This window comes from Arthrobacter sp. NamB2 (genome assembly GCF_005281365.1).
In the GTDB taxonomy this organism is placed as follows: domain Bacteria; phylum Actinomycetota; class Actinomycetes; order Actinomycetales; family Micrococcaceae; genus Arthrobacter_D.
Window position 1 is genome coordinate 236,105 of record NZ_SZWI01000006.1, and the last position, 25,300, is coordinate 261,404.

A 25,300-nucleotide genomic window follows, 5' to 3' on the forward strand; every position below is an offset into this window, starting at 1 on the left:
TAACACTTGCCGGGGCGGCGCGACCCGGCGCTAGGCTCGGGGGATGGCATCCGAGCTCTCCGACCTCGCCCCCGACACCCTGACCGTCGCGGCGGGACGACCTCCCCGCGAGCACGATGCGCCCGTCAATGCGCCGATCGTCCTCTCGACCACCTACCACGAGACCCGTGCACCTGTAGCGGGCGACCGCATCTACGCCCGAGGCTCCAACCCCACGTGGGATCCCTTCGAGGAAGCCCTGGGGGCGCTCGAGGGCGCCGATCTGCCGGCCCTGGTCTTCGGTTCGGGTCTCGGCGCCGCTGCGGCAGCGCTGTCCCTGGTGCCCACCGGGGGAGCGGTCGTCATGCCGCGCCACGCCTACGCGGGTTCGATCAGCCTCGCCGCCGACCTCGCCGCCACCGGCCGCTTCGAGCTGCGCACCGTCGACATCGCCGACACCGCGGCCGTCCTCGCGGAACTCGATGCGCTCGCCGCGCGGTTCGACGCCGGTCAGGTGATGCTGTGGCTCGAGAGCCCGACGAACCCGATGCTCGAGGTCGCAGAACTCTCCGTCCTGACCGAGGCCGCCCACGCCACCGGCGCCGTCGTCGTCGCCGACAACACCTTCAATACGCCGATCGTGCACCGGCCGCTGGAGGCCGGGGTCGACGTCGTGCTCCACTCGGTCACCAAGTGGCTCGCAGGCCACTCGGACGTGGTGCTCGGCGCCCTGGTCACCTCGGACGCCTCGCTCCGCGAGCGTCTCCTCGCGCACCGGACCCTGCACGGTGCGATCGCCGGACCGTTCGAGGTGTGGCTGGCACTGCGCGGCCTGCGCACGCTCGCCCTGCGCATCGAACGGAGCCAGTCGACGGCCGCCTCGCTGGCCCACCGGCTCGCGGACCACCCTGCCGTGCGGCGCGTGCGCTACCCGGGCCTGGCATCGGATCCCGGGCATGAGCGTGCGGCGGCCCAGTTCAACGGCTTCGGCGGCATCGTCAGCATCGAGCTCGACGACGCCGCGACCGCGGACGCCCTCGTCGCCGCCGTGAGGCTCTGGCTGCCGGCGACGTCGCTCGGCGGTGTGGAGTCGCTGATCGAACGACGACGGCGCCAGCCCGCCGAGCCGCTCACCGTCCCCGAGTCGCTCGTGCGCCTCTCCGTCGGGATCGAGAACCCCGAGGACCTGTGGACCGATCTCGACCAGGCGCTGCGGCAGGCAGCGGGCGGGCGTGACGGCGGGCTCTGACGCACGTCGGCGTCCGCGTCACGATGACATCGCCGGTGCGGCGCATCGGGCTGGCCAGCTAAGCTGATTGCGTGGCTCTCGTATACGCAATCCAGTACTACCTGTACTTCGCGCTCGGCCTCGTGGCCCTGGGCATCGAGGTGTGGGCCTTCTCCGACTGCGTGCGGCGCCCGGGCACGGCCTTCGAAGCGGCCTTCAAGCGGACCAAGGGCTTCTGGCTCGCCCTCACGGGCGGTGCCGTCGTCGTCGGGCTGCTCTCCACGCTCGGCGGCCGGGGCGGATTCAACCTCTTCCAGCTGGTCGCCATCGTCGCGGCCTGTGTCTACCTCGCGGACGTCAAGCCCGCTGTCAGCCAGACCTCGGGCAGGGGCGGCAACCACGGCCCGTACGGTCCCTGGTAAGACGACTGAGCCGCCAGGAGCACCTAGGCCGGCTCCACCGCATGCCACGCCACGGTGACCTCCCCGAGGCGCCAGCGCGACGGTCCATCGAGCAGCGGCCAGCCGTCGGCCTTAAGCGCTGCACACATCGCACTCCACCGCTGCTGGTTGCCGAACGAGGCGAGCGCTGCGGCGTCGAGCCACGCCCGGTCCATCGCCCGCAGATAGCCGTGGACGCGCTCGCCCTCCACGTTCCGGTGGATCAGGGCTTTCGGTAGCCTCTCCGCGACATCGGAGGGAAGCGCGAAGGCGCCGAACCTCAGCGAGATGCTGAGGGACACCGGCCCGGAGACATCGAGGGCGGCCCAGCTGGAGCGCCGGCCGATCTCGTCGCACGTTCCGTCGACGAAGAGCCCGCCGGGCGCCAGCCGAGCTCGGACCTCCTCCCAGTACGCCGCGTACTCGTCCTCGCCGTACTGCCGCAGCACGTTGAAGGCGCGGACGACGACGGGCCTCCGCCCGTCGAGCGGCAGTTCGAAGCCGCCTTGCCGGAAACTGAGGCCGGACCGAGCGAGAGGCTCCGCGGCGGCCACCCGCGCCGGGTCGATCTCGATGCCGACCACTTCGACGTCGTCGCGCACCGACTGCAGCCGCGCGAACAGCTCCACGGCGGTGACGGGGGCGGCGCCGTACCCGAGGTCCACGACGAGCGGATCGACCGCGCGGCGAAGCCGGAATCCCTGTGGTCCGGCGAGCCAGCGGTCCATGCGGCGCAGTCGATTGGGGTTGGTGGTGCCGCGGGTGATGGTCCCGAGGGGCTTTTGGGAACGCCGGCGCAGGGACACTCATCAAGGGTAGGCCACCCGCTTAACACTCGCGGAACAGGGCGTCGCCGGCATGACCGCCGCACTGCGATACGGCAGACTAGGAGCCATGACCTACACACTGATCCTGCTGCGCCACGGGCAGAGCGAATGGAACGAGAAGAACCTCTTCACCGGTTGGGTGGACGTAGCACTCACGGCGAAGGGCCGCGAGGAAGCCACGCGCGGCGGCCATCTCCTGACGGAGGCCGGGATCCTTCCCGACATCGTGTACACCTCGCGTCAGAAGCGCGCCATCATCACCGCGAACCTCGCACTCGAGGCGGCCGACCGCAGCTGGATCGACGTCAAGCGCAACTGGCGGCTCAACGAGCGCCACTACGGCGCACTGCAGGGCAAGGACAAGGCCCAGACCCTCGCGGAGTTCGGCGAGGAGCAGTTCATGGAATGGCGCCGGTCCTACGACACCCCGCCGCCCCCTCTGGCGGACGACAGCGAGTACTCGCAGGTCGGCGACCCCCGGTACTCGGACCTCGGCGACTCCGTTCCCCGCACCGAGTGCCTCAAGGACGTCCTGGACCGCTTCCTGCCCTACTGGGAGTCCGACATCACGGTCGACATCAAGGCCGGCAAGACCGTCCTGATCGCCGCGCACGGCAACTCGCTGCGTGCTCTCGTGAAACACCTGGACGGCATCAGCGACAAGGACATCGCGTCGCTGAACATCCCCACGGGCATCCCGCTCGTCTATGAGCTCGACGAGGACCTCACGCCCGTCAAGGCCGGCGGTACGTACCTCGACGCCGATGCCGCGGCAGCCGCGATCGAAGCCGTCGCGAACCAGGGAAAGCACTAGCCCGGGAGCTTCGGCACGCATGCGTCACAACAGAACGACGGCGGTCCACGGAAGTGGCCGCCGTCGTTCTTCTCTGCGGGTTGTTCAGTTCGCCGGCCAGGAGTGGTCGCTCCTCGCCGGTCAGGAGTGTCAGTTCAGCGGTGCGCTGGGCTGCCATTCTCCCGTGACGAGGTAGGTCACCTTGCGGGCCACTGACACGCCGTGGTCGGCGAAGCGCTCGTAGTAGCGGCTGGCGAGGGTGACGTCGACGGTCGTCGGCGCGCTCTCGTTCCAGTCCTCGGCGGCGACGGCCTTGAACACGCCGGCGTGCAGCTCGTTCACGCGTGCGTTGGCGGCGCTGATCTCATTGCCCAGTTCGAGGTTGCGGGTCTCGAGGAGCTCCGTGACCTTGGCAGCGATCTGCACGTCGAGTTCGGCGAGTTCGTCGAACGTCGGCCGGATGCTCTCCGGGATGACGTTGGCGGGGAACCGCAGGCGTGCCAGTTGCGCCACGTGGCGGGCGAGGTCGCCCATGCGCTCCAGGGAAGCACTCATCCGGAGCGCGCCCACGATCATGCGGAGGTCGGACGCCACGGGTCCCTGGAGTGCGAGGATGTCGATCGCCCGCTCGTCGAGGCTGTTCTGCAGGAAGTCGATGCGCGCGTCGGCGGCGATGACTTCCTGGGCGAGTTCGGTGTCGGCACCCTGGAAAGCGCTGTTGGCCTTCTGGATGGCCTCGGACACCAGCTGAGAGATCTCAATCAGCTCTTCGCCGATCTGGTGTAGCTCGGCCTGAAAAACCTTGCGCACGTGGGCTTCCTTCCCTGGAAGTATCGAATCAACCGTTGTCACAGTTCTGCCGACGAGCCTTCCAGCCAGCGGTGAACTGTTACCCCGCTTTATGTGAACGTTAGTTGAACCCCCTACCTAATGCCACCGGATAGGCCTGAGCCGGAAATCCAGAGCATAAGCTTGGTCCGTGGACCCCCTTCTCCTGACGCTCGTGGCCGGGCTGGTAGGCCTCGCCCTCGGCGTGAGCGGCATGGCGGCGTTCCGTGCGAGCGAGGCGCAGCGGCTCCGGCTGCTGTACGAGGACGAGCCCTCGCTGCCCGACGGCGCGGCGGAGGTCCTCTCAATCATCGGACGGGCCTACGTGATCGTGGATGCGATCGACGGCGTCGTCCGCGCGAGCCCTGCGGCCTACGCCTTCGGCCTCGTGCGCGGGCACACCGTCGTCCACTCCGAGCTGCTCGACCTCACGGCTCGGGTCCGGCGGGACGGCGTGATCGAGCAGGAGCAGCTCGAGCTTCCCCGCGGGCCCCTCGGCCAGGGCACCATCGTGGTGCAGGTTCGTGTCGCCGCCCTCGGGGCCGAGTACATCCTCATCCTTGCCGACGACCGTACCGAGATCACCCGGAGCGAGGAGATCCGCAACGACTTCGTCGCGAATGTCTCCCATGAACTGAAGACACCGGTCGGCGCCATCTCGCTCCTCGCCGAGGCGATCGACGACGCCGCCGAGGACGAGGTGGCCGTGCGCCGCTTCGCCCAGCGCATGCACAAGGAATCCGGACGACTGTCGGCGCTCGTGCAGGACATCATCGAACTCTCCCGGCTGCAGGGCGCCGACGTCGTGCGCCGAGGCAAGGCGGTGGACATCAACTCGGTCGTGGCGGAGGCCGTGGACCGCAACAAGCTTCCGGCGGAGAGCAAGCAGATCGAGATCGTGGTCGGCGGCTCGGTCGCGATGCCGGTGTACGGTGACCGTGATCTCCTGATGACGGCCTTCCGAAACCTGATCGACAACGCGATCCGCTACTCGCCCGAGGGCACGCGCGTGGGGGTGGGCGTCCGTTCGAGGGACGGCCTCGTGCAGGTCTCGGTCACGGACCAGGGCGCCGGCATCACTCCTGAGGAGCAGGAACGGATCTTCGAGCGTTTCTACCGCATCGATGCAGCTCGGTCCCGCCAGACCGGAGGAACCGGCCTCGGCCTCAGCATCGTCAAGCACGTGGTCGCGAACCACGGCGGCGAGGTGACGGTGTGGTCGCAGGCCGGGCAGGGCAGCACGTTCACGGTCCGCCTGCCCGAGATGGAGGGGACCACCGACGACGACGGCGCTGCCGGCGGCACGTCGGCGGCCGGGACCGGTGAAATGACGGCGCACGGCGCCGACAGGAAATCAGCGAAGAAGGGCAGCGCGGCTGTCCATGAGCAGGGAGTCAAGGCTTGAGCCGAATTCTGATCGTTGAGGACGAGGAGTCGTTCAGCGACCCGCTGTCCTACCTCCTCGGCAAGGAAGGCTTCGAGGTGTCCGTCGTGGACAACGGTCTCGATGCCATCACCGAGTTCGACCGGTCGGGAGCGGACCTCGTGCTGCTGGACCTCCAGCTGCCCGGCCTCTCGGGAACGGAGGTCTGCAGGCAACTGCGACAGCGCTCCAGCGTTCCGGTCATCATGCTCACGGCGAAGGACGCCGAGATCGACAAGGTGGTGGGCCTCGAGCTCGGCGCCGACGACTACGTCACCAAGCCGTACTCGTCGCGCGAGCTCGTCGCGCGTGTCCGTGCGGTGCTTCGGCGCCAGGGGGAACCCGAGGAGCTGATCTCGAACACCATACAGGCCGGTCCCGTTCGCATGGACATCGAGCGGCACGTGGTGAGCGTCGACGGCGAGCAGGTGGCACTTCCGCTCAAGGAGTTCGAACTGCTCGAGATGCTGCTGCGGAACTCCGGCAGGGTCCTGACCCGGGGGCAGCTCATCGACCGCGTCTGGGGATCCGACTACGTGGGGGACACCAAGACGCTCGACGTGCACGTCAAGCGGTTGCGCGGCAAGGTGGAGCCCGATCCTTCGAGCCCCCGCTACCTCATCACCGTCCGCGGGCTCGGCTACAAGTACGAGCCGTAGCAGGTCCGGGACACGAAAAGGCAGAACTGCCCGCCCCCTTGCTTGCAGGGGGCGGGCAGTTCCGCGTGTGGTCCTAGTGGCCCTCGGCTGCTTCCTCGGTCGCGGCAGGCTCGCTCGGTCGCGGTGTGTAACCACCGGGCACGAACTGGCGGTACTCCTCGAGCGTGCCGTCGAGCACGGGCACCTCGAAGGTCGCCACTTCGCCCGCGACACCGAAGTCGACCTCGATGAGGGACCCCGGGATGTCCTGCAGTCCCTGGAGAATGCCGTCATCCCCGGTCTCGTCCTCGAACTTGAACTGGCCCTGGCCCTCGATCGTGATGCTCGTCGGGGCTCCACCGGCCCGGATGGACAGATCCACGGCTTCGTCGCTCGTGTTGAAGACGGTGCCGATCAGGCGCCCGGCCGTGTCATCGTCCCGACCCACCACCAGGATGTTCCGCAGCAGTACCGGCCTGAGGTCCTTCACGATGCCGTCCGACGGCGCATAGGGAGTGGTCGTGAACTGTTCCGCGGTGAAGCTGCAGCCGGAGACGCCCAGCATGATCAATACGGCGCCGGCAGCAACGGACTGCTGCACTCGGTTCTTCGGTGCGTTCTTCACAGCACAAACTCCTGGGGTTCAACAGGTTGGACAGATGCGTAATCAGGTGCGGACCTATCCAACAGACTATCGGCAACGCGGGCGAATCGTGGTGTCGGTTCAGGCTGCGCGACGACGGATTGCCTCCGGATACGCCTCGGTGATCCGCTGCCGATACGGGGTTGCGCCGCTCATCCAGGAAGGTGCTGCACTGCCTCGAGGATCTCGCCGACCTCGGTGCGCGAGGTGTAGTCAGTGCGCACGTCGACGAAACGCATCGTCCCAGTGCCGTCCACGACGACGACGGTGGGGAAGGGGATTCGCGCGGTGTCGTCGGCGTTGTGGTCCGACACGTCGAATCCGAGCTGGGTGTGGGCGCTACGTGCCTCAGGGCTGGGCTCGGTCACGATCCCCAGGGCGGCTGCGAGTTCGTTGACCGGATCGGAGAGGACCTCGAAGCCGAGCTCGCCCGCCTGGACCGCGGCCTCACTGCCCTCGGGAGCCTGCGGGCTCACTGCGACCAGGGTGACGCCTCGCTCGGTGAGAGCGGGCAGGAGGTCGCGCTGATAGGTCTTCAGTGTGATGTTGCAGTACGGGCACCACGCACCCCGGTAGAACACAAGGACAGCGGGACGGCCGGCCAGTACCTCCGACAGCCGGACCAACTCGTTCCTCCGAGTCAACAGGGTCGCGTCGGGAAGCTTCTCGCCCGCCGACGCCACGGCGTCGGGAGTGCCTGCTGCGCGCAAGTCTGCCTGTTCCTGTGCGAAGGTCGCGGCCAGTACAGGACCGATCTGCGCTTCGAAGTCCTGATTGAACTCGGCTACCTGTGACTCGATGCTGACACTCGACACGACGTTCTCCCTCTCGACCGGTGACCCCGAGTGGGCCTGGCTCCGAGACTAGGTGCACCGGGACGGAGGATCCGCGCGTCGCGTCACACGTGGACACACTGCAGGGCCAGGTGGCGTCGAAGGGTCGTCCCCGCATGGCGACGTGCGCTGCGGGTGGGCGGAAGCGCCGTGCCGGCCCCTGCTGCGGAAGCATCGCGGACTGCGTAGCGCCGCCGGGCGGACGGTCGGGCTAGGCTCTCGGAGCACCTAAAGCACCTTCCGTCAAGAGGCGAATGATAGCCAATTGTGCTTGTTTCGCCCGCCTGACCTGCGAAAACGCGCCGTCGGCGTGTCGTTGCCGTGATAAACTGACCTGCGGGAAAGGGGAAAGTCCACATGGTTTTTGAGGTCGGCGAAACAGTTGTTTACCCTCACCACGGCGCAGCGAAGATCGAAGAGATCAAGATGCGCGTCATCAAGGGCGAAGAGAAGATGTATCTCAAGCTCAAGGTGGCACAGGGTGATCTGACGATAGAAGTACCAGCAGAGAACGTTGACCTCGTAGGGGTTCGGGACGTGGTGGGCAAGGAAGGCCTCGAGCACGTGTTCGACGTCCTCCGGGCCGAATTCACGGAAGAGCCCACCAACTGGTCGCGACGCTACAAGGCGAACCTCGAGAAGCTTGCTTCGGGCGACGTCATCAAGGTCGCGGAGGTCGTCCGCGACCTCTGGCGCCGTGATCACGACCGCGGCCTGTCGGCCGGTGAGAAGAGGATGCTCGCGAAAGCGCGCCAGATCCTGATCTCCGAGCTGGCACTCGCGGAAAAGACCGACGAAGAGAAGGCCGCAACCGTCCTCGACGAGGTTCTTGCCTCCTAGGCGGTCGACGGTGACGAAAGAGGGACCTTCGGGTCCCTCTTTTTTGTTGCCCTGCCGTAGGGTGACGGAGTGTCCACGAACGATCGCCAGCCTTCCACCCCGGCCACCGTCGGTGTCGTCCTGGTCGCCGCCGGATCCGGGCAGCGCCTCGGCCGGGGCATCCCCAAAGCCCGCGTCCTGTGTGGTGGGCGGACCATCCTCGAGCACTCCCTGCAGGGCGTCATCGCATCCGGCGTCGCACGGCACGTCGTCGTGGTTCTTCCTGCGGACGACCACGTCCTCGCTAGCGTCGTCGAACGCGCCGCTCGCGTTGCCGTCGGCGGAACCAGTGCCCCGCTGGTGACCAGCGTGACCGGAGGGACGACCCGCACGGCGTCTGTGCGTGCAGGCATCGACGCACTGCCCGCGTCGGTCGGCGTCGTCCTGGTGCACGACGCCGCGCGAGCCCTCACTCCTCCCGCTGTGTTCCGACGCGTGGCCGCCGCCGTTTCGGCGGATGTCCCCGCAGTGATCCCGGTGCTACCCGTCGTGGACACCGTCAGGGTCGTCGCCGGCAGTACTGTCACTGCCACCCCGGATCGGGCGACACTGCGCGCGGTGCAGACTCCCCAGGGGTTCGACGCCGCCGCCCTGCGCGCAGCCCACGCGAGTGCGAGTGCCGGCGACCCCGCCGTCACGGACGACACCATGCTCATGGAAGCCCGCGGAGCGATCGTCCACGTGGTCGATGGCGATTCCCTTGCCTTCAAGGTGACTACGCCCCTCGACCTCGTGATGGCCGAAGCAGTCCTCGGTCAAGGGGCGGTAGAGCAACCGGACGCGGTGTCGTGATCGAAAGAGCGGTGTTCGTCCCGCACTTATCCGCCGAGCATGCCGAGCAGCAGGAGCAGACGTGAACCTGAACGACCACGACCATCTTCCCCGTACCGGGATCGGAGTCGATGTCCACGCCTACGCCCCCGACGGCTCGGCCACGCCGTTGTGGCTTGCCGGACTCCTCTGGGAGGGGGAACGCGGACTGTCGGGCCATTCGGACGGCGATGCCGTCGCGCACGCGGCAGCGGACGCCCTGTTCTCGGCGGCTGGCGTCGGTGACCTAGGAACGCACTTCGGCACCGACCGCCCCGAGTATGCCGGGGCTTCGGGGCATGCCCTGCTCGCGGCGGCAGCCACCATCGTCCGCGATGCCGGTTTCGATATCGGCAATATTGCAATTCAACTGATCGGCAACCGTCCGAAGTTCGGCCCCCGCCGCGCCGAGGCGGAGGCCGTGCTGTCGGACGCTGCGCAGGCTCCGGTCAGCATCTCCGCCACCACCACGGACGGGCTGGGCCTCACCGGCAGGGGTGAGGGCGTGGCTGCGATCGCTACCGCCGTCGTCCTGCGCTCTGCCGGCACGCGACGTGGCGCCCCGGAGGCCGGGTAGTCGCCGCCGGGTAATCTGAAGCGGTGAGCCTGAGATTCTATGACACCGCCCGCGCCGAGGTGCGCCCCTTCGAGCCGCTCGAACCGGGCAGGGCGAGTCTCTACTACTGCGGAGCCACCGTGCAGGGCATGCCCCACGTCGGGCATGTGCGGTCGGCCATCGCATTCGATCAGCTGACCCGGTGGTTGGAAGCGCGGGGACTACGCGTCACCGTCGTCCGGAATGTCACGGATATCGATGACAAGATCCTCGCCAAGTCGCACGAATCGTTCCGCGCCGACGCGGCGCAGGATCCTTCGGTGGTTCCCGAAGAACAGTGGTGGGCCCTCGCTTTCCGCTTCGAGCAGGAATTCCACCGCGCGTATGCGGCCCTCGGTGTTCGTCCGCCCACCTACGAGCCCCGCGCCACCGGGCACATCCCGGAGATGCACGCCCTCATCCAGCTCCTGATCGACCGCGGCCACGCCTACCCGGCGCTGGATGACTCCGGCGACGTCTACTTCGACGTCCGTTCCTGGCCCACGTACGGCAGTTTGACGCGGCAGGACATCGACGACATGCAGGCGGCTCCCGACGCCGACCCCAGGGGCAAGAAGGACCCGCGCGACTTCGCGCTGTGGAAGGGGTCCAAGGAGGCCGATCCGCCCACCGCATCCTGGTCCAGCCCCTGGGGTACGGGGCGCCCGGGCTGGCACCTCGAGTGCTCGAGCATGGTCACCAAGTACCTTGGCACGGAGTTCGACATCCACGGCGGCGGCCTCGACCTGCGGTTCCCCCACCACGAGAACGAGATGGCGCAGTCGCAGGCCGCGGGGCACGCCTTCGCACGGTTCTGGATGCACAACGGCATGGTGACCTACGGCGGGGAGAAGATGTCGAAGTCGATCGGCAACACCGTGAGCCCCCAGGAGATGATCGACGCCGCCGGCCCTCGGGTCGTGCGCTACTACCTCGGCCAGGCGCACTACCGCTCGGTGCTCGACTACCGCGAGACGTCCCTGCAGGAAGCCGCCGCGGCAGTGGCCCGCATCGACGGGTTCATCGCCAAGGCGTCCGCCCGCGTCGGTGCCCCTTCGCGCGGTGCCGTCGCTGCGGGCGACGTGCCGCCGGCCTTCGCTGATGCGATGGACGACGACCTCAATGTGCCGCAGGCCCTCGCGGTTCTCCATACGACGGTGCGCAGCGGCAATACGGCCTTGGCGGAGGGGCATGACGACGTCGTTCGGACCAGTCTGGCCGCCACCGTCGCCATGACCGCCGTGCTGGGGCTCGACGACGCCGGCGGCCCTGCGGAACGTGCTGCTGCGGATGCAGCCATGGCGAGCGCACTCGACGCTCTCATCGGCGACCGCATCGCCGAGCGCCGAGAGGCCCGGAGCGCGCGGGACTGGGCACGTGCGGATGCAATACGCGATGCCCTGGCGGCTGCGGGAATCACGCTCGAGGACTCGGCCGACGGCGTCAGCTGGTCCCTCTCCGGGAACTGACCGGGGGAGTGCCGGGCGCCGCAGTGGCCGGCACCTGAAGCGGAGCTGACCCCGTGCCCGGGCACGCGGTCAGCTCCGCGTAAACTGGAAGGGATTCTTCTTCTATATAAAGGTGTTCTTCCATGGCCAGTCACGGACGTCCAGGCGCGGTTCGCAAAACGAAAAAGGGCCCCACCATCGGTACCGGCGGACACGGACGCCAGTCGCTCGAGGGCAAGGGCCCCACTCCCAAGGCGGAGGACCGGCCGTACCACAAGGCGTACAAGAACAAGGAGCTGGCCGAGCGTTCCGCTGCGAAGCGAGCAGGTGGTGGCAAGGGGGCCGGCACCGGCCGCAGCAAGGGCAAGGCGGCGGAGGAGGTCGTCACCGGTCGCAACTCCGTCGTGGAGGCCCTTCGGGCGGGTATCCCCGCGAAGGCGCTCCACGTCGCGATCCGCATCGAGATGGACGACCGCGTGCGCGAATCACTGAAGATGGCCGCCGAGCGCGGCATCCCGGTCATGGAGACGGGGAAGCCGGAACTCGACCGCATGACGGACGGCGCCGTGCATCAGGGGCTCATGCTCCAGATCCCCCCGTACGAATACGCGGATGCGCTGGACCTCGTCGACGAGACCATCGAGCGGTACCGGCGCGGACACATCGGTAACGCGCCGCTCTTCGTCGCCCTCGACGGCATCACCGACCCCCGCAACCTCGGCGCCATCATCCGATCCGCATCGGCCTTCAGCAGCCACGGCGTGATCGTGCCCGAGCGTCGCTCGGTCGGTGTGACGGCGTCGGCATGGAAGACCAGTGCCGGTGCTGCCGTCCGCGTCCCGGTGGCGCGGGTAGGGAACCTCAACTCGGCTCTGAAATCGTTCAAGGAGAAGGGCATCTTCGTCCTCGGGCTCGATGGGGACGGCGACGTCTCGCTGCCCGAGCTGACCCTCGGCCGCGACCCGATCTGCATCGTCGTCGGGTCCGAGGGCAAGGGGCTGTCCCGGCTCGTGCGTGAGAACTGCGACCAGATCGTCTCCATCCCCATCGATTCCGCGATGGAATCCCTGAATGCCTCGATGGCGGTGGGGATCACGCTCTACGAGGTCTCGCGCCAGCGCGCGGTCTGACCAGAACCATGACCCAGTCCGCGCAGCCGCTGTCCCTCGTCTCCCGGGAGTTCCCGCTCGGACTCCACGCAATCAGGAGCGCCTGGGGGCGGGACGAGCAGGCGAACGCCGCCGTCTGGGCGCCCGCGATTCCCTCGATGGATGTGCACTGGCAGCGCGAGGACGGGTCGTGGACGTCGGAGACGCTGGTCGGGCTCGACGGCGGCGTGCACCACGGCGTCGTCGGCCCTGTTCCGGCGGGGGCGCTCTACGCCTTCTGGCCGACCGGCAGGGAGGTCCCGGGCGACGTCGGTGCGGCCCAGCTGCTCCTCGATCCCTACGCGCGCGCGGTGGAGACCGTCGAGACGCAGTCCGGAACCGACGAGTCGTCGGGTATCGCCTACTACTCCGTCTTCCTCGAGCATGAGTTCGACTGGGGGACGAGCGAGCGTCCCCGCACGCCGTGGCGGGAGACCGTCATCTACGAAGCGCACGTCAAGGGACTGACGAGACTCCACCCCGACGTGCCGGCCCCGCTCCGGGGCACGTATGCCGGGCTCGCCCATCCGGCCATGATCGCGTACCTCCGGGACCTGGGGATCACCGCCGTCGAGCTCCTGCCCATCCATTTCCACATCGACGAGCCGCACCTGGAACCCCTCGGGCTCAGCAACTACTGGGGCTACAACACGCTCGGATTCTTCTCCGCGCACACCGACTACGCAACGGCTGCCGCCCGCGCGGCCGGACCTGTGGCTGTCCTCGACGAGTTCAAGGGCATGGTCCGCGCGCTGCACGAGGCAGGTATCGAGGTCATCCTCGACGTGGTCTACAACCACACGGCAGAAGGTGACCAGAACAGGCCTGCCCTTTGCTGGCGCGGGCTGGGGGATCTGGACTACTACCGGCACGATGACACCGGGCGCTACGTCGACACGACTGGCTGCGGGAACAGCCTCGACTTCTCGCAGCCGCGCGTCGTCGAGTTCGCGCTCGACTCCCTGCGGTACTGGGTCGAGGAGTGCCACATCGACGGGTTCCGTTTCGACCTCGCGGTGACCCTGGCCAGGGACGAGCGGAACGCCTTCACGCCCCGGCATCCCTTCCTCGTCGCGGCGGGTGCGTCCAAGGCGCTGCGCGGGACGAAACTCATCGCTGAGCCGTGGGACATCGGCCCGGACGGCTGGCAGACCGGGCGCTTCCCGGTCGGGTGGGCCGACTGGAACGACGGCTTCCGCGATACGGTCCGCGACTTCTGGCTCGGCGACATCGGTTCACTCGCGCGAGGTGGCACGGGATCCTCGCCTGCACGACTCGCGAGCTGCCTCGCCGGTTCCGCCGCGTCGTTCGCCGCGTCGGGTCGCAGTGCCCTGGCCTCGGTCAACCTGGTGACAGCGCATGACGGATTCACGCTCGCCGACCTCACCGCGTACGAGCGGAAGCACAACGAGGCCAATGGTGAGGGCAACCGCGACGGGCACGGCGACAACCGGAGCTACAACCACGGAGCAGAGGGCCGCACCGAGGACGAGTCGATCCTTGCCGCCCGCGAGCGGAGTGCCCGCAACGTCATGGCGTCCCTGCTCATCTCGCTGGGGCCGCCCATGATCACAGCCGGTGACGAGCTCGGGCGGACCCAGCACGGCAACAACAACGCCTATTGCCAGGACAACGAACTGTCCTGGGTGCACTGGCCCGATGACGCGGCGTCGCGTCGCATGCTGGAGGCGACGCGTACTCTGCTGTCCATCCGCAGGGAGTTTCTCGCCGGGCAGCCCGGCACCTTCCCATCGCGCGCCGATCAGTCGACGCTCCTCTGGTTCAACGCAGCGGGGTTGCCGATGACGGCCCACGAATGGGACGACCCGCACACCAGGACGGTTCAGCTGCTCCTCGGATCGACCGGTGGCACGATCAACGGGCTCGTCGTGATCAACGGATCGCTGCGGGACGAGCGGGTGCACCTGCCGTCCGCGTGGATCCTGCAGGGACAGGGCGTCCAGGGCGAGCAACCGCGCTGGTTCAGCCAGACCTTCGATTCCGCTGCGAACGGGCCCCTGCCGAGCGCACCCCGGTTGCGCTCCGGCGAGGCCGATGTGGTGGCGGCCGACTCCGTGCGGGTCTACCGCTGCTGAGGCGGACAAGGACAGGCCGGGTAGCTCCCGGAACGACGAAGCCCGGGACCATGAGGTCCCGGGCTTCGTCGTCGCACCCCCGGTGGGGCTACACGGTCAGGAGGGCTGTCAGGCGTTGACGACGAGTCCCAGCTCGGCCTTCGTGGCGAGGGTCGCATGCTTCGGCAGGACCCTCACGGTGTATCCGAAGGAACCTGAATGGTCGATCCGGATGCTGCCGGTGAACAGGTAGCGTCCGCTGCCGAGGTTCTCGGCGACGTCGAGGTCCTCCACCTCGACGTCGCTCAATTCGTCGCTCTCGAGCGCGCGGCCATAAGCCACCTCCACTGCGACGTCGTCAGGGTCCAGGCCACCGAGCGACACATACGCGCTGACCGTCAGCGAGTCGCCGATCTGCGGATCCTCCGAGACCCCCGTCGAGTCGACATGTTCCACCTGCACGGCGGGCCAGCTGCCCTGGACGCGTGAGCGCCACGCAGCGGTGCGCTTCGCGACAGCGAAGTGGTCCGCGGCCGCCTCCTGGCCGGCGCGCCAGGCCGGACGGTAGAGCTTCTCGACATAGTCCTGCAGCATGCGCTCGGCCGACACGGCCGGGCCGAGTGTCGCCATGGTGTGCTTGATCATGGCGATCCACTGGTGCGGGACGCCGTCGCGGGAAGGCTCCGAAGGGCCTGCGGCTCCCGCTCCCTCGGCGGGGAGCAACGAATAGAAGCGCGGCCCGACCTGCGTCTCGAGGAGGTCGTAGAGGGCAGCAGCCTCGATGTCGTCCCGCTCGTCGGCTGACGCCCCGTTATTGGCCGTGGGGATCGCCCAACCGTTGTCGCCGTCGTACATCTCGTCCCACCAGCCGTCGAGGACGGAGAGGTTGAGGCCGCCATTGATGGCAGCCTTCATGCCCGAGGTGCCACAGGCCTCGAGCGGCCGCAGCGGATTGTTCAGCCAGACGTCGCAGCCCGGGAAGAGCGTGCGAGCCATGGCGATGTCGTAGTTGGGCAGGAACACGATGCGGTGCCTGACCTCGGGGTCGTCCGTGAACCGGACGAGATCCTGGATCATGCGCTTGCCCTGCTCGTCGGCGGGGTGCGACTTGCCCGCGATCACGAGCTGGATGGGGTGATCCGGGTGCAGGAGCAACGCCTTGAGGCGGGCCGGGTTCCGGAGCATGAGCGTGAGGCGCTTGTAGGTCGGTACCCGACGGGCGAAGCCGATCGTGAGGACGTCCGGGTCCAGCACGGAGTCGGTCCAGGTCAGTTCTGCATCGGCAGCTCCGCGCTTCTTCCAGGAAGCGCGCAGGCGCTGGCGTACGTCGTCGACCAGGTTCGAGCGCAGGCTCCGGCGGAGGGCCCAGATGTCCGTGTCGGGCACGTCGTAGACCTTGCTCCACTGAGGATCGAGGATGGAACCGGCACCGAAGTTCGCCAGTGCGAAATCCGCGATCTCCGGATCCACCCAGCTCGGGACGTGCACGCCGTTGGTGACGGACGTGATGGGAACCTCCCGCGTGTCGAATCCCGGCCAGAGCCCCGAGAACATGCCCCGTGACACCTCGCCGTGCAGCTTGGCCACGCCGTTGGCGCGCTGCGCGAGACGCAGGCCCATGACCGCCATGTTGAACTTCGTCGGATCGCCGTCCGTGTAGTTCTCCGCACCCAGCGCCAGGACGCGATCCGTGGGTACTGAGGGTGCGAGCCCGGCATGGAAGAAGTGCTCGATCTGCGAGCGGTCGAAGCGGTCGATCCCGGCGGGCACGGGCGTGTGCGTCGTGAACACGGTCGATGCGCGCCCGGCCGTCAGGGCCTCTTCCCAGCTCATGGGGGATTCGTTCGAAGGGTCCATCAGTTCGCGGATGCGCTCGATGCCGAGGAATCCGGCGTGGCCCTCGTTGGTGTGGAACACCTCGGGTGCGGGCATGCCGGTGAGGCGCTGGAAGATACGGAGCGCCTTGACTCCACCCATGCCGAGGAGCAGCTCCTGCTGGAGGCGCTGGTCCCCGCCGCCGCCGTACAGGCGGTCGGTGACGTTGCGGGCCGCTTCGTCGTTCTCGGCCACGTTGGAGTCGAGGAGCAGGAGGGGGACACGTCCGACGTCGGCACGCCAGATGTGCGCGGAGAGCTGCCGGCCGTTCGGCAGCGGCAGGACGACCTTCGCGGCAGAGCCGTCCTCCTCGCGGAGCAGGGTGAGGGGGAGGCCGTCGGGATCGAGGACGGGATAGGTCTCCTGCTGCCAGGCGTCGCGCGAGAGTGACTGTTTGAAATAGCCGGCCTGGTAGAGCAATCCGACGCCCACCAGCGGAACGCCGAGGTCGGAGGCGGACTTCAGGTGGTCGCCGGCCAGGATGCCGAGGCCGCCGGAGTACTGGGGGAGGACGGCGCTGATTCCGTACTCGGGGGAGAAGTAGGCGATGCTGCGGGGAGCATCGTCGCCGAGGCCCTGGTACCAGCGTGGTTCCGCCAGGTAGCTCTCGAGGTCGGCGCCCAGTTCCTGGATGCGCTGCACCAGCCTCTCGTCGGAGGCGAGCTGCTGGAGCTTCTCCCGAGTGACGGATCCGAGGAACGCAACCGGGTCATGCCCGCTCTCCTCCCAGGCGATGGGGTCGATCTCCTCGAAGAGGCGCGAGGTCGGAAGATGCCACGACCAGCGCAGGTTGCCCGCGAGTTTGCCGAGCGGAGCGATGTTCTCGGGGAGGACGGTCTTGACGGTAAATCTGCGGATAGCCTTCACCCCGGTTACGCTAGCGCACTTGCCATGCGGCGGGAACGACTCGCCGCGTAAACGCTTGCTCATCCCGAATGAGACCGCGATGTTACGCAAAGCTCCCTTAGCAATCTGGCCCATTACTCGCTAACGTCGTACGGGTGACGACCACTTCCGAGCAGAACCGAAATGCCCAGTATCCCGAAGGACTTCGCTTCGGCCGCATCCCGATCACGGCAGTGAGTCCCGTAGTAGAGGACGGTCGCTTCCCGGCCAAGGGGATTCCCGGCTCCGACATCGCCGTCGGAGCGACCGTGTTCCGCGAGGGTCACGACCAGCTGGGCGTGTCAGCCGTGCTGTACGACGCCAAGGGCAAGGAAGTGCAGCGCGTCCGCATGACACCCGTCGGTTCCGGCCTGGACCGCTGGGCCGGAACCCTGACTCCCCGCACTAAGGGCCTGCACACCTTCACGATCGAGGGTTGGTCGGACGTCGTCGGCACCTGGGAACACGATGCGACGATCAAGATCGCAGCCGGCGTCGACGTCGAACTCATGCTCGCGGAGGGCGCGGCTCTCTTCAGCCGTGCAGCCGAAGAACGATCGGCGCGGGACGCGGCGCTCTTCCGTCGCACCGCAGCCGCCCTTGCTGACACCTCGCAGAGCGTCGACGCCCGGCTTGCTGCGGGACTGTCTCCACAGATCCACGAGGCGATCGCCCGCCAGCCCATCCGCACACTGGTGACTGCATCGCAGGCGTACCCCATCAACGTCGAGCGTGAGCTGGCGGGCCGCGCCGCCTGGTACGAGTTCTTCCCCCGATCCGAGGGCGCTACCTACGACCCGGAGACGGCGGAGTGGACCTCCGGCACCTTCCGGGAAGCAACCAAGAGGCTCGACGCCATCGCGGCCATGAACTTCGACGTCGTCTACCTGCCGCCCATCCACCCGATCGGACGCACTCACCGCAAGGGCCCCAACAACACGCTGATCGCCGGTCCCGGTGATCCCGGGTCGCCCTGGGCCATCGGTTCGGAGGACGGCGGACACGACGCGATCCACCCCGATCTCGGCACCTTCGAGGATTTCGACGCCTTCGTCGCGCGCGCCTCCGAGCTGAACCTGGAAGTGGCCCTCGACCTGGCGCTGCAGGCATCGCCGGATCACCCCTGGGTCACGAGCCACCCCGAGTGGTTCACGACGCGCGTCGACGGTTCCATCGCCTATGCGGAGAACCCGCCCAAGAAGTACCAGGACATCTACCCGATCAACTTCGACAACGATCCGTCGGGGCTTGCCAAGGAGGTCCTCCGGATCGTCCTGATGTGGGTGCAGCACGGGGTGAAGATCTTCCGTGTAGACAATCCCCATACCAAGCCCGTGCAGTTCTGGGAATGGCTCATCGGCCGGGTCAACCGGAAACACCCGGACGTCATCTTCCTCGCGGAGGCCTTCACGCGTCCGCCGATGATGCACGCGCTCGGTCGTGCCGGGTTCCAGCAGTCGTACTCGTACTTCACCTGGAGGAACACGAAGACGGAGCTCGAGGAGTACTTCACCGAGATCAGCAAGGTCTCGCCGGCCTACTTCCGGCCGAACTTCTTCGTGAACACGCCAGACATCCTGACCGAGTACCTCCAGTACGGCGGACCGGCCGCGTTCAAGATCCGAGCGGTGCTGGCGTCGATGGCGAGCCCACTATGGGGCGTGTACTCCGGCTACGAGCTGTTCGAGCACGTCGCCCGGCCGGGTGCCGAGGAATACATCGACAACGAGAAGTTCCAGTTCCGTCCCCGGGACTACGCGGCAGCCGAGGCCGAGGGACGCTCGCTGTCCCCCTTCATCACGAGGCTGAATGCGATCCGCAGGGCGCATCCGGCGCTCGGCGACCTCGAGAACCTCAGCATCCACAGCAGCACCGACCCCGCCACCGTGGTCTTCGCCAAGCACAAGCAGACGGCGGAGGGCAAGGACACTCTCATCGTCGTCGTCAACGTGGATCCGCACAGTACGAGGGAGAGCACGGTCTCGCTCGACCTTGCACAGCTGGGCCTCGATGCCGCCGACTACGACGCGAATGGCACCTTCCTCGTGGACGACCTCATCACAGGACAGACCTTCACCTGGGGCGAGCACAATTACGTCCGGCTGGACCCCCACGTCGAGCCGGCTCACATCCTTTCAATCAGGAGGCAGCACTAGTGCCCAATCCCTTCCAGCTCAACGCACCTGGACTGGCCCATGACCCCCACTGGTACCGCAAGGCGGTCTTCTACGAGGCCCTCGTCCGCGGGTTCGCCGATGCCAACGGGGACGGGTCCGGCGACCTCAGCGGCCTGATCGAGAAGCTGGACTACCTCCAGTGGCTCGGTGTCGACTGCCTCTGGCTGCCGCCGTTCTTCAAGTCACCGCTGCGCGACGGCGGCTACGACATCTCGGACTACTACGACGTCCTCGACGAGTTCGGTTCACTGAGCGATTTCAAGCGTCTCGTCGCCGAGGCGCATGCGCGCGGCGTCCGTGTGATCATCGACCTGCCCATGAACCACACCTCGGAGCAGCACCACTGGTTCCAGGAATCCCGCAGGGATCCCGAGGGCCCGTACGGCGACTTCTACGTCTGGAGCGACACGGACGAGAAGTACCAGGACGCGCGCATCATTTTCGTCGACACCGAGGAGTCGAACTGGACGTTCGACCCGGTGCGCCGCCAGTTCTTCTGGCACCGGTTCTTCAGCCACCAGCCGGACCTCAACTTCGAGAACCCCAAGGTGCAGGAAGCCATCTTCGACGTCGTGAGGTTCTGGCTGGACCAGGGCATCGACGGCTTCAGGGCGGATGCCATCCCCTACCTCTTCGAGGAGGAGGGCACCAACTGCGAGAACCTGCCCAAGACGCACGAGTTCCTCAAGCGGCTCCGCGCCATGGTGGACGAGAAGTACCCGGGTCGCGTCATCATCGCCGAGGCGAACCAGATGCCGGACGAGGTCGTAGAGTACTTCGGCGACGAGGACGCCGCGGAATGCCACATGGCCTTCCACTTCCCGATCATGCCGCGCCTCTTCTACGCGCTGCGGGACCAGAAGGCAGCCCCCATCATCGAGACGATGAAGGATACCCCTGCCATCCCCGCCGGTGCGCAGTGGGGTACCTTCCTCAGGAACCACGACGAGCTCACGCTCGAGATGGTGACCAACGAGGAGCGCGAGGCGATGCTCGGCTGGTACGCGCCCGACCCCCGCATGCGGGCCAACGTCGGAATCCGCCGTAGGCTCTCACCGCTGCTGGACAACTCACGGGCGGAGATCGAGCTGATCCACGCACTGCTGCTGTCCCTGCCGGGAAGCCCGTTCCTGTACTACGGCGACGAGATCGGCATGGGTGACAACATCTGGCTCGAGGACCGTGACGCGTCGCGCACCCCGATGCAGTGGAACCCGGACCGCAATGCGGGCTTCTCGCCGGTGGACCCGGGCAAGCTGTACCTGCCGGTCGTGCAGTCGCTGGTCTATCACTACAACCACGTGAACGTCGAAGCCCAGATGGCGACCTCGAGCTCGCTGCTGCACTGGGTGCGACAGATGCTCGCGGTGCGCAAGGCGCATCCTGCGTTCGGACTGGGGGAGTACCGCAACGTCCCCGTCGAGTCCGAGCACGTCCTCGCCTTCCTCCGCGAGGTCGACGAGAGCAACGCCGAGGGCGAGGCCGCCGAGTCGGTGCTCTGTGTCTTCAACCTCTCGCAGCATCCCGTTGCCGCGAGGATGCGCCTTCCGGAGTTCGCCGGCCGTGGCCTGCGGGACCTCTTCGGCGGGTCGATTTTCCCTGCCTTCGAGGAGGACGGCGCAGTCACCCTGACACTCGGCAGCCACGACTTCTTCTGGTTGCGCGTCCGCTCCGCGAGCTCGAACACCTCATCCCCCCACACCTCGGCGATGCCCGTCATCTCCGTACCGGAGGCAGTCAGATAATGGTGACCCACATCCCCTTCATCCCGGAGATCCTCACCGAATGGCTCCCGTCCCAGCGGTGGTTCCCAGCGAAGGGTCGGTCCGTGGACCTGACGGTCGTCGGCGGCACTGTGCTGGAGGACCCCTCGGGCACCGCCGGTTTCGAGGTGCATTTCCTGGCGGTCGAGTCGGGACGCCGGACCGACGTCGTCAGCGTGCCGATCAGCTACCGCAGCGAACCGCTCGACGACGCCGCGTCCGGCCTGATCGGGCAGGTGGAGCACCCCGAGCTCGGGACACGGTGGGCCTACGACGCAACGCACGACGCCGACTTCGTGCGGCTCTGGGTGGACTTCATCCTCACGGGCGGAGCCACTCCGGACGGGCGGTTGACCGGCGTGGTCGTCACGGCGCCGGATCACCAGGAGCCGGGCGCTGCCCAGCCCGTCAAGGTGCTGCAGGGCGAGCAGTCCAACACCTCGGTGGTCTACGGCACCGGCCCGGGTTCCATGATCGTGAAGTTCTTCAGGGTCCTCGCGGCCGGTGAGAGCCCGGACGTGCAGATCAGCGCCGGGCTCACGGCCGGCGGCTCGACGGACACCCCGGCAACCTTCGGGTGGGTCACCGGCACCTGGCAGGAGGCCCAGGGTGAGCCTGGCCACCACGTGACCGGGCACGTCAGCGTGCTCCGCGACTTCGTCGAGGGAAGTACGGACGCGTGGCGCACGGCGTCGGCTGCCGCCGTGAGCGGAACGGACTTCACGGCGGAGGCCCGAGGCCTCGGGCGAGCGGTGGCCAGGATCCACCGCCAGCTCGACAGTGCGTTCGGCAGCCGCAAGGCCACCGCGGCGGAAGAGCGGGAGTTCAGGGACGCGCTGGCGCACCGCATCCGCTGGGCGTGGGAGGAAGCGGGCGACGCCGTCGGACCCCTGGATGCAGAGGTGCAGCGGATCGTCCGGGACATCGAGACGCTCGAGGACATCCCCGCGCTGCAGCGGATCCATGCCGACCTTCACCTCGGTCAGGTACTCCAGGCGCCCGACGGCACCTGGCTCGTCATCGACTTCGAGGGTGAACCCCTGCGTCCCACAGCCGAACGGAGCGTCCCGGATGTCCCCGTGCGCGACGTCGTCGGCATGGTCCGGTCGCTCGAGTACGCTGCGGCCTCCCGCGGGGCAGCTCCCGTAGGCTCGCCCGAGGCGGCCGTGACCGAGCAGTGGTCCGACGCGGCGTGTGCAGCGTTCCTCGACGGCTACGCGGAGGAGGCCGGTACGCCGGTCGACACCTCCGGCCCCCTCTTCCGCGCCCTGTGGCTCGACAAGGCCCTGTACGAAGTCGTTTACGAGATACGCAACAGACCGGACTGGGTCGAGATGCCTGTCCGGGATGTCCGACGCGCACTGGGTGCACAGCCCGGAGCGGACGCTACGAAAGCAGCTGACATGGAACCTTCGAAGAATTCCGGCCCGGATCAGGGCGCGGACGAACAGACACTCGCGGGCAAGGCGGCCCGGGCCGTCACCGGGGCGGCCAAGGCCGTGGCCGGGAAGGCCAAGGGCGTGACCGCCGTCCTGGCGGACACAGCAGGGGACGCCGAGTCCGGAGCGGACACGGCGCCGGTTGCTGGTTCGTCGGCTCCGGCTCTCACACCGGTTCCGGTCGATGAGTCCGTCCTCCAGCAGGTCTCCGAGGGGATCTACCATCAGCCCCACGCCGTGCTGGGTGCGCACCTCGGTGACGGCGACGTCGTGACCGTCCGGACGCTGCGGCGACTGGCCCGCTCCGTCGTCGTCATCACGGGTACCGGCCGCACGGAACTGCGGCACGAACACAACGGTATCTGGGTCGGCGCCCTCGCGGCCGAGAACCCGGGCCACGTTCCCGACTACCGGCTCGAAGTGACCTACGACGGCGATCCGGTGATCGTCGACGACCCGTATCGGTTCCTTCCGACGCTCGGCGAGATCGACATGTACCTCATCGGCGAGGGCCGGCACGAGACACTGTGGACCGCGCTCGGCGCCCACGTGCGCCACTACTCGTCCGTCCTGGGCGATATCGAAGGCGTCTCCTTCGCGGTGTGGGCACCCAATGCGCGGTCCGTCCAGGTCATGGGTGATTTCAATGGCTGGGATGGAAGCGTCAACGCGATGCGGGCACTCGGCAGTTCGGGCATCTGGGAGATCTTCATCCCGGGCGCCGGCCCGGGAACCTGCTACAAGTTCCACATCCTCGGCAGCGACGGACAGTGGCGCGAGAAGGCCGACCCGATGGCGCGCGGCACCGAGATCCCGCCGCTCACCGGCTCGAAGGTCGTCGAATCGACCTACGTCTTCGAGGACGACGAGTGGATGCAGGTCCGCGCGGCCACCGACCCCCACAACGGCCCGATGAGCGTCTACGAGGTGCATCTGGGGTCCTGGCGACAGGGACTCAGCTATCGGGAACTCGCCGAGCAGCTGGTCGAATACGTCTCGTGGCAGGGCTTCACGCACGTGGAGCTGATGCCGGTCGCCGAGCACCCGTTCGGCGGCTCGTGGGGTTACCAGGTCACGTCCTACTTCGCGCCCACCTCCCGCTTCGGCTCACCCGACGACTTCAAGTACCTGGTCGACCGGCTCCACCAGGCGGGAATCGGCGTCATCATGGACTGGGTCCCCGCGCACTTCCCGAAGGACGCCTGGGCGCTGGCGAAGTTCGACGGCGGCACCCTTTATGAGCACGGTGATCCCTTCCTCGGCGAGCACCGCGACTGGGGAACCCTGATCTTCGACTTCGGCCGCCGGGAGGTCCGCAACTTCCTCGTCGCGAACGCGCTGTACTGGCTCGAGGAGTTCCACATCGACGGGCTGCGGGTCGACGCCGTCGCTTCCATGCTCTACCTGAACTACTCGCGGGAGGAGGGCCAGTGGCGGCCGAACAAGTTCGGCGGCCAGGAGAACCTCGAAGCGATCTCCTTCCTGCAGGAGGTCAATGCGACCGCTTACAAGCGTGCGCCGGGCATCGTCATGGTCGCCGAGGAATCGACAGCGTTCGACGGCGTCACCCGCCCGACGAGCGCCGGCGGGCTCGGCTTCGGCATCAAGTGGAACATGGGCTGGATGCACGACACCCTGGAGTACATCTCCGAGGACCCGATCAATCGGGTGCACCATCACGGGAAGGCGACGTTCTCGATGGTGTACGCCTACACGGAGAACTTCATGCTTCCCATCAGCCACGACGAGGTCGTGCACGGCAAGGGGTCATTGCTGCGCAAGATGCCGGGAGACCGCTGGCAGCAACTGGCGAACGTCCGTGCGTACCTCGCCTTCCAGTGGGCGCACCCCGGCAAGCAGCTGATCTTCATGGGTTCGGAGTTCGCGCAGGAGGCCGAGTGGGCCGAGCACCACAGCCTCGATTGGTGGCTGACGGAAACGCCTTCCCATCAGGGCGTCCAGAAACTGGTCCGCTCGCTCAACACGATCTACAGGGAGACACCGGCCCTGTATGCCCGTGACAACGAGCCGGCCGGGTTCCAGTGGATCGACGAGAACGACGGCGAGCACAACACGCTGTCCTTCATCCGCTGGGACCACCAGGGCAACCCACTGGTGTGCATCGCCAATTTTGCCGGTGGTCCCCACGAGGGCTTCCGGGTCGGCCTGCCCTGGGCCGGCGAGTGGACCGAGGTCCTCAACACCGACTCCGAGGAGTTCGGTGGATCCGGGGTCGGCAACCTCGGGCTCGTGACGGCGCGCGAGGGTGCCCACAACGGGCAGCCCGCCTATGGCGACGTCCGTGTACCGCCGCTCGGGGTGCTGTATCTGAAGCCCGCAGCGTCCTGACGGAGCTCGGTCAGCAGCAGCGGCGGACTCCCTGGGACGGGGAGTCCGCCGCTGTTTTACATCCAGGCCGAACCGGTGCTACTGTAGGTACCCGCGCTGATGAAGTTATCTAGTCGGCCGACAACCACACAGCACAGGCTTTCCTCCTATCCGCATGGAATGGAACGAATGCCTGGAGGTGGGAACCGGCCGATTTGGACAAACGGAAACAGTGCGGGTAAGCTT

General features: G+C 67.5%; 19 protein-coding genes. 14 read left to right on the forward strand and 5 right to left on the reverse strand.

Annotation, left to right across the window (positions count from 1 at the left end; genetic code table 11):
* The first annotated feature begins 43 nt into the window (after positions 1-43).
* A complete protein-coding gene (locus FDK12_RS12215) occupies positions 44-1,228 on the forward strand; it encodes a trans-sulfuration enzyme family protein (protein WP_137369815.1) in 1,185 nt (394 codons plus the stop codon).
* A gap of 71 nt (positions 1,229-1,299) precedes the next feature.
* Positions 1,300-1,629: a DUF2516 family protein gene (locus FDK12_RS12220; protein ID WP_137369816.1), complete on the forward strand. Its 330-nt coding sequence runs from the start codon at positions 1,300-1,302 to the stop codon at positions 1,627-1,629.
* 23 nt (positions 1,630-1,652) lie between these two features.
* Here the strand turns inward: FDK12_RS12220 and FDK12_RS12225 are convergent, their stop codons facing one another.
* Complete coding sequence (locus FDK12_RS12225; RefSeq protein ID WP_223263260.1) at positions 1,653-2,375, reverse strand: class I SAM-dependent methyltransferase; 723 nt, start codon at positions 2,373-2,375, stop codon at positions 1,653-1,655.
* Between the two features lie 166 nt (positions 2,376-2,541).
* On the opposite strand from FDK12_RS12225, the gene FDK12_RS12230 reads away from it, so the two are divergent.
* The gene (locus tag FDK12_RS12230; protein ID WP_104117728.1) at positions 2,542-3,288 is read left to right on the forward strand and encodes a phosphoglyceromutase; all 747 of its coding nucleotides are present in this window, start codon (positions 2,542-2,544) and stop codon (positions 3,286-3,288) included.
* 129 nt (positions 3,289-3,417) lie between these two features.
* On the opposite strand, the gene phoU is transcribed toward FDK12_RS12230, so the two are convergent.
* The gene (gene phoU, locus FDK12_RS12235) at positions 3,418-4,077 is read right to left on the reverse strand and encodes a phosphate signaling complex protein PhoU (RefSeq protein WP_104117729.1); all 660 of its coding nucleotides are present in this window, start codon (positions 4,075-4,077) and stop codon (positions 3,418-3,420) included.
* A gap of 169 nt (positions 4,078-4,246) precedes the next feature.
* Here phoU and FDK12_RS12240 point away from each other — a divergent pair, with 169 nt between their 5' ends.
* Entirely contained in the window at positions 4,247-5,500 is a 1,254-nt protein-coding gene (locus FDK12_RS12240; RefSeq protein WP_223263254.1) for a sensor histidine kinase, read from the forward strand.
* The gene (locus tag FDK12_RS12245; protein ID WP_137369818.1) at positions 5,497-6,177 is read left to right on the forward strand and encodes a response regulator transcription factor; all 681 of its coding nucleotides are present in this window, start codon (positions 5,497-5,499) and stop codon (positions 6,175-6,177) included. Before FDK12_RS12240 ends, FDK12_RS12245 begins: the two co-directional genes overlap by 4 nt.
* Positions 6,178-6,250: 73 nt before the next feature.
* Here the strand turns inward: FDK12_RS12245 and FDK12_RS12250 are convergent, their stop codons facing one another.
* Together FDK12_RS12250 and FDK12_RS12255 are read right to left on the reverse strand one after the other, a co-directional pair.
* Positions 6,251-6,781, reverse strand: coding sequence for a hypothetical protein (locus tag FDK12_RS12250; protein ID WP_137369819.1), 531 nt, complete (start codon positions 6,779-6,781; stop codon positions 6,251-6,253).
* Positions 6,782-6,951: 170 nt separating this feature from the next.
* Positions 6,952-7,614 (reverse strand): peroxiredoxin-like family protein, encoded by a 663-nt coding sequence (locus FDK12_RS12255; RefSeq protein WP_137369820.1) that lies wholly within the window; start codon positions 7,612-7,614, stop codon positions 6,952-6,954.
* 375 nt (positions 7,615-7,989) lie between these two features.
* On the opposite strand from FDK12_RS12255, the gene FDK12_RS12260 reads away from it, so the two are divergent.
* The 6 genes from FDK12_RS12260 to glgX all read left to right on the forward strand — a co-directional run bounded on the left by FDK12_RS12260 (position 7,990) and on the right by glgX (position 14,608).
* On the forward strand, positions 7,990-8,472 hold the full coding sequence (locus FDK12_RS12260; RefSeq protein WP_056546372.1) for a CarD family transcriptional regulator: 483 nt from the start codon (positions 7,990-7,992) through the stop codon (positions 8,470-8,472).
* A gap of 69 nt (positions 8,473-8,541) precedes the next feature.
* The gene (gene ispD / locus FDK12_RS12265) at positions 8,542-9,303 is read left to right on the forward strand and encodes a 2-C-methyl-D-erythritol 4-phosphate cytidylyltransferase (RefSeq protein ID WP_137369821.1); all 762 of its coding nucleotides are present in this window, start codon (positions 8,542-8,544) and stop codon (positions 9,301-9,303) included.
* Positions 9,304-9,364: 61 nt separating this feature from the next.
* The gene (gene ispF / locus FDK12_RS12270; protein ID WP_137369822.1) at positions 9,365-9,898 is read left to right on the forward strand and encodes a 2-C-methyl-D-erythritol 2,4-cyclodiphosphate synthase; all 534 of its coding nucleotides are present in this window, start codon (positions 9,365-9,367) and stop codon (positions 9,896-9,898) included.
* A gap of 23 nt (positions 9,899-9,921) precedes the next feature.
* Positions 9,922-11,385 carry a cysteine--tRNA ligase gene (gene cysS / locus FDK12_RS12275; protein WP_137369823.1) on the forward strand — a complete coding sequence of 488 codons (1,464 nt, stop codon included), beginning with the start codon at positions 9,922-9,924 and terminating at the stop codon, positions 11,383-11,385.
* Between the two features lie 122 nt (positions 11,386-11,507).
* Positions 11,508-12,494 carry a 23S rRNA (guanosine(2251)-2'-O)-methyltransferase RlmB gene (rlmB, locus tag FDK12_RS12280; RefSeq protein ID WP_137369824.1) on the forward strand — a complete coding sequence of 329 codons (987 nt, stop codon included), beginning with the start codon at positions 11,508-11,510 and terminating at the stop codon, positions 12,492-12,494.
* Positions 12,495-12,502: 8 nt separating this feature from the next.
* Positions 12,503-14,608 carry a glycogen debranching protein GlgX gene (gene glgX, locus FDK12_RS12285; protein ID WP_137369825.1) on the forward strand — a complete coding sequence of 702 codons (2,106 nt, stop codon included), beginning with the start codon at positions 12,503-12,505 and terminating at the stop codon, positions 14,606-14,608.
* A 108-nt stretch (positions 14,609-14,716) separates the two neighbouring features.
* On the opposite strand, the gene glgP is transcribed toward glgX, so the two are convergent.
* Positions 14,717-17,329 (reverse strand): alpha-glucan family phosphorylase, encoded by a 2,613-nt coding sequence (gene glgP / locus FDK12_RS12290; RefSeq protein ID WP_189636340.1) that lies wholly within the window; start codon positions 17,327-17,329, stop codon positions 14,717-14,719.
* A gap of 134 nt (positions 17,330-17,463) precedes the next feature.
* Between glgP and FDK12_RS12295 the strand changes: the two genes are divergently transcribed.
* Genes FDK12_RS12295 through glgB form a run of 3 tightly spaced genes read left to right on the forward strand, consistent with a single transcriptional unit; the run spans position 17,464 to position 25,075 of the window.
* On the forward strand, positions 17,464-19,503 hold the full coding sequence (locus tag FDK12_RS12295; protein WP_137369827.1) for an alpha-1,4-glucan--maltose-1-phosphate maltosyltransferase: 2,040 nt from the start codon (positions 17,464-17,466) through the stop codon (positions 19,501-19,503).
* Positions 19,503-21,269 (forward strand): maltose alpha-D-glucosyltransferase, encoded by a 1,767-nt coding sequence (treS, locus tag FDK12_RS12300; RefSeq protein ID WP_137369828.1) that lies wholly within the window; start codon positions 19,503-19,505, stop codon positions 21,267-21,269. Before FDK12_RS12295 ends, treS begins: the two co-directional genes overlap by 1 nt.
* A complete protein-coding gene (gene glgB / locus FDK12_RS12305; RefSeq protein ID WP_137369829.1) occupies positions 21,269-25,075 on the forward strand; it encodes a 1,4-alpha-glucan branching protein GlgB in 3,807 nt (1,268 codons plus the stop codon). The genes treS and glgB overlap by 1 nt, the downstream gene beginning before the upstream one ends.
* Positions 25,076-25,300 lie beyond the last annotated feature (225 nt).